The sequence below is a fragment of the Acidovorax sp. genome (assembly GCF_022763525.1).
Taxonomy (GTDB): Bacteria; Pseudomonadota; Gammaproteobacteria; order Burkholderiales; family Burkholderiaceae_C; genus Acidovorax.
Genome location: NZ_JALEGG010000268.1, coordinates 1 through 9,239 on the forward strand (window position 1 = coordinate 1; position 9,239 = coordinate 9,239).

Annotated in this window: 11 protein-coding genes; 7 read left to right on the forward strand and 4 right to left on the reverse strand. The window is 63.8% G+C overall.

The window, feature by feature from the left end; genetic code table 11:
* The first annotated feature begins 187 nt into the window (after window positions 1-187).
* The 4 genes from MRY84_RS20600 (at window position 188) to MRY84_RS20615 (ending at window position 3,455) form a co-directional block, all read left to right on the forward strand.
* Complete coding sequence (locus MRY84_RS20600; protein ID WP_291507546.1) at window positions 188-649, forward strand: Cd(II)/Pb(II)-responsive transcriptional regulator; 462 nt, start codon at window positions 188-190, stop codon at window positions 647-649.
* 198 nt (window positions 650-847) lie between these two features.
* Window positions 848-1,648: an ABC transporter permease gene (locus tag MRY84_RS20605; protein WP_291507547.1), complete on the forward strand. Its 801-nt coding sequence runs from the start codon at window positions 848-850 to the stop codon at window positions 1,646-1,648.
* A 56-nt stretch (window positions 1,649-1,704) separates the two neighbouring features.
* A complete protein-coding gene (locus MRY84_RS20610; RefSeq protein ID WP_291507548.1) occupies window positions 1,705-2,736 on the forward strand; it encodes an MlaD family protein in 1,032 nt (343 codons plus the stop codon).
* Window positions 2,737-2,786: 50 nt separating this feature from the next.
* Complete coding sequence (locus MRY84_RS20615) at window positions 2,787-3,455, forward strand: hypothetical protein (protein ID WP_291507549.1); 669 nt, start codon at window positions 2,787-2,789, stop codon at window positions 3,453-3,455.
* Window positions 3,456-3,508: 53 nt separating this feature from the next.
* Here MRY84_RS20615 and MRY84_RS20620 read toward each other — a convergent pair whose 3' ends face one another.
* From MRY84_RS20620 to MRY84_RS20630, 3 genes are all read right to left on the reverse strand, one after another.
* Window positions 3,509-3,820 (reverse strand): hypothetical protein, encoded by a 312-nt coding sequence (locus tag MRY84_RS20620; protein WP_291507550.1) that lies wholly within the window; start codon window positions 3,818-3,820, stop codon window positions 3,509-3,511.
* A gap of 224 nt (window positions 3,821-4,044) precedes the next feature.
* Entirely contained in the window at window positions 4,045-4,227 is a 183-nt protein-coding gene (locus tag MRY84_RS20625) for a hypothetical protein (protein ID WP_291507551.1), read from the reverse strand.
* 152 nt (window positions 4,228-4,379) lie between these two features.
* Complete coding sequence (locus MRY84_RS20630; protein WP_291507552.1) at window positions 4,380-4,706, reverse strand: hypothetical protein; 327 nt, start codon at window positions 4,704-4,706, stop codon at window positions 4,380-4,382.
* Between the two features lie 283 nt (window positions 4,707-4,989).
* Between MRY84_RS20630 and MRY84_RS20635 the strand changes: the two genes are divergently transcribed.
* From MRY84_RS20635 to ligD, 3 genes are read left to right on the forward strand one after another with little or no spacing between them, the layout of a single operon-like run.
* A complete protein-coding gene (locus MRY84_RS20635) occupies window positions 4,990-5,169 on the forward strand; it encodes a DUF3606 domain-containing protein (protein ID WP_291507553.1) in 180 nt (59 codons plus the stop codon).
* Between the two features lie 21 nt (window positions 5,170-5,190).
* Entirely contained in the window at window positions 5,191-6,198 is a 1,008-nt protein-coding gene (locus MRY84_RS20640) for a Ku protein (protein WP_291507554.1), read from the forward strand.
* 7 nt (window positions 6,199-6,205) lie between these two features.
* Window positions 6,206-8,758 (forward strand): DNA ligase D, encoded by a 2,553-nt coding sequence (gene ligD, locus MRY84_RS20645; RefSeq protein ID WP_291507555.1) that lies wholly within the window; start codon window positions 6,206-6,208, stop codon window positions 8,756-8,758.
* 25 nt (window positions 8,759-8,783) lie between these two features.
* On the opposite strand, the gene MRY84_RS20650 is transcribed toward ligD, so the two are convergent.
* A partial coding sequence (locus MRY84_RS20650) for a TonB-dependent receptor (protein WP_291507556.1) occupies window positions 8,784-9,239 on the reverse strand: 456 nt, incomplete at its 5' end.

The window sequence follows — 9,239 nt, forward strand, 5'->3', positions numbered from 1 at the left end:
ATGGCAGCGTTGACGATGAGCGCAATCCACAGAATCCGGCGATAGCGCGGATCGGCGCTGGAGCGGGCGCCGTCTTGGGAGGCAGAGGAACAATGGTCGTGGCAGTGTGCAGACATAGGGTCCTTCAGGGAGGTTTTTTGCAAACGATGGCATGATTGGAAACCTTGAAGTCACTTGAAGGTCAAGCATGAATCCAGACACCGCACGGTGGCGCATCGGTGAGGCGGCCCAGCAGTCCGGTGTGTCGGCCGCCAACATCCGCTACTACGAGAAGGAAGGGTTGCTCTCCCCCAGTGTGCGGGGCGACAACAGCTACCGGCTGTACAGCGGCACCGACGTCCATCAGCTGCGCTTCATCCGCCTGTGCCGCGCGATGGACATGTCGCTGGACGAGGTGCGCAGCCTGCTCGCCCTGGACCTGCGCCGCAAGGAGGACTGCGACGCGGCGCGCAATACGCTGGATGAGCACCTCCAGCATGTGCGTGGACGCCTTGCTGAACTGCAGGCGCTGGAAGCCGACCTCCTGGCCCTGCGCAGCCGCTGCGACGGGTCGGATGACCACTGCCACATCATCGAGACCTTGCACGCGCGGGCGGACGCGCAACCCGCCCAGCCCGCGCCCGCAGGGTCGGCCAAGCGGCATGTGTAGCGCGGCGCCCATTGCCATCGGTGCTCTGTGCAGCGGCTGGGTGCGAGGATGTGAAGAGCTGTTTCACTGCGTGTCGTTTGCTATTGAAATGGTAGCTGTCCGCGCTTGTTTTTCAGGCGCTGGAGTCCAAAAACGCTTCAATCCGCCACCACAGCCCGGAATGCGCGCTGACCGCGGGCGCACCGCTATGATCCGGCCATGATTTCGCGCCTGCCCGGCCTCTCCCTGCCCGAACGTGTGTGGAACACCGTGCGGCGCTGGGCCATCGCGTGGTGGCGCATCCTGTACCTGGGGGCCGTGGTGTTCGTGCTGGTGTTGTCGCCCTCCAGCTATGGCCGGGGCACACGCAGGGCGTTGGCGCGCCACCTCTACCTCGATACCGCCCCGGTGCTGCTGGGCTTCACGGTGCTGGCCGCGCTGATCAGCCTTGTTCTCACCCGGATTGTGGTGGTCACGGCGCTCAGCTACGGGCTGTCGCGCTACGCCCTTGAAATGGTGATCCGCGTCCTCGTGCTGGAGCTGATCCCCCTCACCGCCGCGCTGTTCGTGGCCATGCGCTGCACCATCCCCAACGGCACGCAGATCACGCGCCTGCGCGAAGGCGGCCGGTTTGAAGCGTTGCGCCGGCAGGGGTCGGACCCGGTGCGCATTGAGCTTCTGCCACGGGTGATTGCGGGCGTGTTTGCGTGCATCACGCTGGCGGCGCTCAGCTGCGTTGTCGCGCTGGTGCTCGCCTACCTGGGGGTGTATGGTTTCAATGTGGCGGGCCTGCCCAGCTATACGCGCATGTTCGGCCAGGTCTTCACCCCCAGCGTCACGATGGTGTTTGTGCTCAAGACCGTTTTCTTCAGCCTGGCCATCGCGCTGATTCCCATGGCGGCAGGGCTGCATGACTCTGGCGATCGTACCCAGCCTGATTCGGAGCTTGGGGGATTGGCCCGCATGTTCGCCGTGCTGCTGATGATCGAAGTGATGTCCCTCATGGGCAACTACTACTGATGATCTCCATAGCCCTTCGCAAACCCGATCTCCTTGTGTGACGCATCCCTGGCACCATGAACCACCACATTCCTCCGCCCCGCCCCACGCCTGAGTCGGCTGAGCCTGTCTTTGCCGCTGACGTGCCGCCGGTCGAGACGCTCCGTCCGGTGGCCCACCTGGAAATCAAGGCTGCGGCGCTGCTGTTGTTCAGCCTGTTGCTCATCGTCGGGTCGGGCCTGTACCTGTTGTACGCCCGCGGTGCGTTTGAGCCCACGCAAACCCTGGTGCTCACTGCGGACGATTCCGAAGGCGTGGTGGTGGGCATGGACATGACCTTCTCGGGCTTTCCGATCGGCCGTGTGCGCCGTATCGAGCTGGCCGAGACCGGCAACGCCCGCATCATCGTCGACGTGCCCCGCAAGGACGCGCACTGGCTGCGACAGTCCAGCGTGTTCACGCTGGTGCGCGGGATCGTCGGGGGGACCAACATCCGCGCCTATTCCGGCATGCTGAGCGACGACCCTCTGCCCGATGGCGCCGTGCGGCCGGTGCTGCGCGGCGACGCCACGGCCGAGATTCCGCAGCTCATGGCGTCGGCGCGAGAGCTGCTTTCCAACCTCAACGCGCTGACGGCCGAGGACGCGGCGCTTGGCAGCAGCCTGAACAATGTGCGCGCATTGACGGAGCGCATCAACGGCCCCCAAGGCATGCTGGGGGTGCTCACCGGCAACGAAGCGGACGCCCGCAAAATCATGGCCACGCTGGAGCGCACCAACGCCTTGCTCGCGCGGCTCGACGGCATGGCCACGCGCGCAGACCGGCAGGTCTTTGGTGCCGACGGAACCAAGGACGCGCTGGTGCCCGAGGTGCGCGCCGCCGTGGCCCAGCTCAACGCCTTGCTCGCAGATACGCGCACCAGCCTGAAGAAGGTGGATGCCGTGCTGGTGGAGGCTCAGGCCGTGGGGGCCAACGCGCGCGAAGCCACCACCGACCTGGGCGCGCTGCGGGCCGAGGTGGAAAGCAACCTGCGCAAGGTGGAAAGCCTGGTCAATGAGATCAACCGCAAGTGGCCCTTCGCACGGGATACGGAGATCAAGCTGCCATGAATCGCCATTGGACCCTTGGGGCTGCTTTGCCTGGCCGTACGGAGCCTGCCATGCCCCGGCGATGGCTGCGGTGGAGTGCCGCCGCCTTCGCCTCGGCTCTCCTCATCGCTTGTTCCAGCAAGCCGCCCGTGCCCGACTGGCAAATGAATGCCCACGCATCGGCGCAGAAAGCCATCGAAGCCTACCTGTCGGGCAATGCCCGGGTAGAAAAGCTGGAGTGGGACCGCGCTCGCGCCGAGGTGGCCCGCACAGGGCGCGCGGACCTGCTGGCCCGCCTGGAACTGATGCGATGCGCCGCGCAGGTGGCGAGCGTGGTGGCGGGTCCTTGCGAACCTTTCGAAGCCCTGCGCCAGGATGCCGCGCCACCAGAGCGCGCGTATGCAGACTATTTGGCGGGACGCGCCACGGCATCTCAAGTGGGGCTGTTGCCAGAAGCGCAACGCAAGGTGGCTGCGTCGGGAGACGCCATTGCGCTGGCCGCGATGGAGGAGCCGCTGTCTCGTCTGGTGGCCGCGGGGGCACTTTTGCAGGCGGGTAGGGCGAGTCCCGCTGTGGTGGCGAGTGCCGTTGAAACGGCCTCGGCCCAGGGTTGGCGGCGGCCCTTGATGGCGTGGTTGGCAATCCAGGTCCAACGCGCCGAGGCTGCAGGGGATGCAGAGACTGCAGCGACGTTGCGCAGGCGCATCACCCTGGTGGAGCAATCCGGCCCGCTGAGATAGCGCTGGGCGGCAAGGCTAAAGGGGAGGGCATGCTCAGGCGAACATGCGCCCGGCTACCGCAGCCGGGCCTCCAACTGCGTTTCGATGTGGTCGCGCTCCCTGGCAAACTGCTGGGCGCTCATTTCATTGGCTTCGTATTTGCGCGCTGTAGACAGGAGCAGTACGGTGTTTTCCAGCCGCGTATCTTGTTGCAGCGAAGGGGGCAAGGCCGTGAGCCGGTCAAAGCTCTCTTTGTAGAGATCACTCCAGCGAAGGACGCCAGCGTGGGCCTGGGCGCGTGCGCTTTCATGCCAGCGGGTGAATGCATCCAGCGTGGAGTCTTCAGGGCCGCCCTGAGGCGTGCTGCAGCCTGCCAGGGCAAACATCAGCACCATCGGGGCGAGAACCGCACAAAGGGGGGCTGAGCGGCGGCTTGCGGGGATTCGAAAACGTGGGTTCACGATCATCCTCCAATTTCAATGCCCCTCCAGATGCAGAGAGGCCGCGCCGAATATTACGCTCGTGCTATGTTTTTTGCCAGTGTTCATGGTTGCGATGGTCCGGACTCGCCGAATCAAGACCTTGGTCGGGTGAACGGAGGATTCTTCGTTCACTCAAACCAGTCGGCCAGAAGAATCTGGTCCAGGCCACTGGGCAACAGGGGCATGGAGTCCACCGACTGCACGGTGATGTCGGGTACCAACAAGGAGGCGGCGGCCAGAAGTGCCAGCACAACCGTGCCGGTAAAGCCCGCCAGGGCGCGAGTGCCGGGTTTCCAATCGTGGCGCTTCATGGTGAATCCTCTGTTGGGAGAGGGGGCTCCCAATGAGCTCCCCAGGTCAACCTCAATGGCTGATGGGGAAATTTCAGCAAATGTCCCTGTGGGCGTCTGTCAGACAACAACGCTTCACGTGCACCGGGTGTCTCTGTTTGGAAGAGGCGGCGCTACGAGTCCAGGGTGGTTCGCGAGCCGTCGCGCTGCAGCTCGTAGGCGTCCTTCGAGGGACGCCAGTCGGCAAAGGGGTTTTCTTGCTGCCGCGGCGCGGCACCGAAATTGAAACAGTGGTGGGGGTACGCCTTCGCCAATGCGGCTCGTCCCTGCCAGGTAATGGACAGCACCTGCGCCGTTTGTTCGCGGGCTCCCACCTCCGGCAGCCGTGCGTGTACAAGTTCTGCTGCCGCGATGACACGGAGCTTGTCGATATCACTAGGGCTATCTATCGTTCGTGGCAAATCGCCCTGCGCAAGGGCGAACAGCAGCTCCATGGGCATGGCGGCCTCCTTGCAATGGAGCTATTTATTTTGGGCACTGAAGCGTCAGAGTGCAACTGATCACACGTTTCGCTACAAATTCGTGGGTGCTGTCCTGCAAGCTGGCCGGCCGCGCAGCAGTTCGCGAACTGCCCGGACGTACCCGTGCGGAGGGCTGGGCCAAACTGCAGTGCTGCTCGCGCCCGGATGGGGAACGGTCCCTGTCCTTATTCAAACCATGCGGTTGTCCTACATCGCCCGCACGACGCGCGCAATAGCTTCACTCTCCTACAAGGAGTGGCACATGAGCGACGACAAGACGCAAATCGCGCACGACCGCGCGTTCATCAATCTCAGCGAACCCTATGAAATTCGCGACTGGACAAACAGTCTGGGAGTGACCGAGACACAACTGCGCGAAGCCGTCGCAGCGGTGGGCTCTTCGGCCGAGAAAGTGCGCCAGTACCTTGCTTCCCAGTCCTGACTTCAAACCTAGGAGTTTGCAATGGCTGATGAAGACGGCAAGGCGCCCACTTCCACGCGCACGATGTGGAAGGGGGCGATCAGCTTTGGCTTGGTTCACATTCCGGTCGGCTTGTATTCGGCTACCGCCAGCACGGGCATTGACTTTGACTGGCTCGACAAGCGCTCCATGCAGCCGGTGGGATACAAGCGCGTCAACAAGGTGACGGGCAAGGAGATTGCTGCAGCGGACATCGTCAAGGGTGTGGAATACGAAGAGGGGCGCTACGTGGTGCTGTCGCCCGAGGAGATTGCCGCTGCGTATCCCAAGGTCACCCAGACCATCGAAATCGAAGCCTTTCTGGACGCGGACGAGATTCCGTTTGTCTACCTCGAACGTCCTTACTACACCGCTCCCCTCAAGCGCGGGGAAAAAGTCTACGCCCTGCTGCGGGAGGCGCTGCGCAAGAGCAACAAGGTGGGCGTGGCCACGGTGGTCATACAAACCAAGCAGCATCTGGCCGTGCTCATTCCTTGTGGTCGTGCGCTCATCCTGAATCTTCTGCGGTGGGGCGGCGAAATCCGCTCATTCGAGGCACTGAATCTGCCGCCGATGGGGACTCAGGCCGTGGGTATCAAAGAGGCGGAAATGGCCATGGCGGTCCAGCTCATTGAGGACATGACGCAGACGTGGGATGCAGACAGCTTTCGCAATTCTTTCTCGGATGAAATCCACAAGCTGGTGGAGCAAAAGGCCAACGCCGGTGAGATTGCCGATGTGGCCAAGGTGGACAGCAGCCCGGCGCCCGCAACGGGTGCGGATGTGCTGGACCTCACTTCACTGCTCAAGCGCAGCCTGGAGGGGAAAACATCGCGCCAGTCAGCAGGTGATGGTGCGGCGGCCTCCGTGACGAAGCTGCCTTCTGCCACGCGCAAGGCGACGGCGGCTGCGGCGAAAAAGGCCGCGCCCAAAGGCAAAGGGGCCGCCGCCAAGACGGCGAAAGCCGCCAAGCCTGCTCCCAAGAAGGCCGCTCGCCGCGCGGCTGCATAGGTGAAGCATGGCTGTGAACGATTCGCTTGGCCCATACAAAAAAAAGCGGAATTTCAGCATTACCCCTGAACCTGCAGAAGGGGGCACACCGGGCACGCGGGCGCGGCAATTCGTTATCCAGAAGCATTGGGCCAGCCGCCTGCACTATGACTTTCGACTGGAGTTGGACGGAACGATGAAAAGCTGGGCCGTGCCCAAGGGCCCCAGTTTCGACCCCGTCGACAAGCGGATGGCAGTCCAGGTAGAGGACCACCCCATCTCGTACAACACTTTTGAAGGCCAGATACCGGCCGGGCAATATGGGGCGGGCCGGGTGATCATCTGGGACCGGGGCTACTGGGTGCCCGAAGGAGACCCGGCTGAGGGCTACCGCAAGGGCAAGCTCAAGTTCGCGGTGTATGGGCATAAACTTCGCGGCCACTGGACCTTGGTGCGCATGCACGGCCGAGGCCAGGAGCGCCAGCCGCCCTGGCTACTTATCAAGGAGCGCGACGGTCTTGAGCGACCGGCGCAGGACTTCAGCGTGGTGGACGAGATGCCCGACAGCGTGGCGGCAGCCGCTCCGGTACCGCTGCCGTCCCTTAGCGGCTCCGCCTTGCGTACTGGCGCTCCAACACCGCAAAACACATCATCCCCCAAGCCTGCTCGGGCGCGTAACCAAACACCCAAGGCGCCACTGCCCGCGACGCTCTCTCCGCAACTGGCGACCTTGGTCGACCAGCCCCCTGAAGACCCATCCGAGTGGCTGTGGGAGCTAAAGTTTGACGGCTACCGCCTGGTGGCCCGCATTGAGCGCGGCGAGGCACGTCTGTTTACACGCAATGGGCACGATTGGACGAGCAAGATGCCGCGCCTGGCATCAGCCCTGGGCCAGCTTCCGCTCCGGTCCGGCTGGGTGGATGGGGAGGTGATCGTGCTGGACGAACACGGCGTACCCGACTTCCAGGCGCTGCAGAATGCTTTTGACGGGCAGTCCACGGACGCGTTGGTCTTCTATGGGTTCGATCTTCCCTTCGCCAACGGAAGCGATCTGCGAGACGCCCCGCTGTGGGAGCGCCGCGAACGTCTGCAAGCCATCATCGAGCAGGCAGCCTTGGAGAGCGTCCGGTTCAGCGAGGCGTTTGAGGTGGCCCCCTCCGAGCTCGTGGCATCCGCCTGCAGGCTGGGGTTCGAGGGCGTCATCGGAAAGCGCAAGAGTGCTGCCTACGTCTCTCGCCGCAGCAGTGACTGGATCAAGCTCAAATGCAGCCACCGGCAGGAGTTCGTGATTGGCGGCTACACCGATCCGCAGGGGAGCCGCACCGGCATTGGTTCCTTGCTGCTGGGTGTGCACGATGAGGAAGGTGCGCTGCGCTATGCCGGCAATGTCGGCACGGGCTTCAACGAGCGGTTTTTGCACGACCTGAGCGAGCGGTTGCAAGAGATTCGAACCCCGGACAGCCCTTTCGCCCGTCCGCAGACCATCGGCAAGAAGGCCCATTGGGTGAAACCTGTGTTGCTCGCGGAAGTGGCCTTTGCGGAGTGGACCAAGGAAGGCCGTATCCGCCACGCTGTTTTCAAAGGCTTGCGCGCCGACAAGCCAGCCCGAGAGATCCGCAAGGAAGAACCGACCGCCATGACGTCCAAAACGCCCATCAACCGCAAGACTGCGGCCGCTGCGTCCAGTGTCGGCTCCATCCGTGTGTCGCACCCGCAGCGCGTCATCGATGCGTCAACCGGGATCACCAAATTGGATCTGGTGCGTTACTACGCCACCGTAGCGCCGCTCATGCTGCCTCATTTGAAAGGCCGCCCCACCTCACTGGTACGGGCGCCGGAGGGCGTGAAAGGGGAATTGTTCTTTCAGAAGCACCTGGATGTCGGTGGAATGGACGGGGTCCGCCAACTCCCGCAAGACCTGTATCCAGCTCACCCGCCACTGTTGGAGGTGGCGGGGCCCGGCGGGCTGCTTTCTGCTGCGCAGATGAATACGGTGGAGTTCCACACTTGGAATGCCCGCAGAGACAGGATCTCCCGCCCGGACCGGATGACCTTTGATCTGGACCCAGGGGAGGGAGTGGCCTGGGAGCACATGCAGGAGGCGGCCACGCTGGTGCACGTGATGCTGACTGAATTGGGTTTGCCCGCGTTCCTCAAGACCAGTGGGGGGAAGGGCCTGCATGTGGTGGTGCCGATCAAGCGTTTGCACGACTGGGATGCGGTCAAGGGCTTCAGCCAGGCCATCGTCCAGCATCTTGCGCGCACGATTCCGCAGCGGTTTGTGGCCAAGAGCGGCCCCAAGAACCGCGTGGGCAAGATCTTTGCCGACTATCTTCGCAATGGCCTGGGCGCAACGACGGCCAGCGCATGGACGGCCCGCGCGCGGCCGGGCATGGGCGTTTCGGTGCCCGTGGCTTGGAACGAGCTGGGTAAGATCACCAGCGGTGCGCACTGGACCGTCCCATCGGTGGAGCAACGGCTGCGCATTGGCAACGGCCCCTGGGAGGGCTATGCAACCGCAGCTGTCTCCTTGACCGCTGCGATGAAGGCATTGGGTTATCGGGCCGGCGGGGCGCCTTAGAGCCTGTTCACGCTCCCTGGGAAATCTAGACGAACCGGGCGCGCAGTCCCACCATCCAGCGCCGCCCTGCCGACGGTTCGAAAAACCGGCCGTTGCCATCGTTGACGATCAAGGTTCCCGCGTACCTGCGGTTCAGCACGTTGTCCAGCCGCGCCCAGACCTGCCATCGCGGCTCGCCGTGCGCGCCTTCTCTTCCCACCTGGTACGCGGCGTGCAGCCCCAGCACGGCAAAGCCTGGGGCGCGTTCGCTGTTCAGGTCATTGGCGTAAACCGGCCCGCTCATGTGGATCGAGGCGCCGAGCTGCCAGGTGGGCGTCGCAGCGTAGTCCATGGCAAAGTGCGCGCCATGCCGGGCCGTGCCCGGCAGGCGGTTCCCGGACTGAATCACCACACCGCCAGCGCTGGTGTATGCGCTGGCGAAATAGGCGTCCAGGTAGGTGTAGCTGGCGCGGGCGGACCAGGCACCCTGGCTGGTGCGCCA

Excerpts from the sequence above, each read along its gene's own strand:
- MRY84_RS20600 (WP_291507546.1), top strand. The coding sequence starts at position 188 with ATGAATCCAGACACCGCACGGTGGCGCATCGGTGAGGCGGCCCAGCAG.
- MRY84_RS20605 (WP_291507547.1), top strand. The coding sequence starts at position 848 with ATGATTTCGCGCCTGCCCGGCCTCTCCCTGCCCGAACGTGTGTGGAAC.
- MRY84_RS20610 (WP_291507548.1), top strand. The coding sequence starts at position 1,705 with ATGAACCACCACATTCCTCCGCCCCGCCCCACGCCTGAGTCGGCTGAG.
- MRY84_RS20615 (WP_291507549.1), top strand. The coding sequence starts at position 2,787 with ATGCCCCGGCGATGGCTGCGGTGGAGTGCCGCCGCCTTCGCCTCGGCT.
- MRY84_RS20620 (WP_291507550.1), bottom strand. The coding sequence starts at position 3,820 with ATGTTTGCCCTGGCAGGCTGCAGCACGCCTCAGGGCGGCCCTGAAGAC.
- MRY84_RS20625 (WP_291507551.1), bottom strand. The coding sequence starts at position 4,227 with ATGAAGCGCCACGATTGGAAACCCGGCACTCGCGCCCTGGCGGGCTTT.
- MRY84_RS20630 (WP_291507552.1), bottom strand. The coding sequence starts at position 4,706 with ATGCCCATGGAGCTGCTGTTCGCCCTTGCGCAGGGCGATTTGCCACGA.
- MRY84_RS20635 (WP_291507553.1), top strand. The coding sequence starts at position 4,990 with ATGAGCGACGACAAGACGCAAATCGCGCACGACCGCGCGTTCATCAAT.
- MRY84_RS20640 (WP_291507554.1), top strand. The coding sequence starts at position 5,191 with ATGGCTGATGAAGACGGCAAGGCGCCCACTTCCACGCGCACGATGTGG.
- ligD (WP_291507555.1), top strand. The coding sequence starts at position 6,206 with ATGGCTGTGAACGATTCGCTTGGCCCATACAAAAAAAAGCGGAATTTC.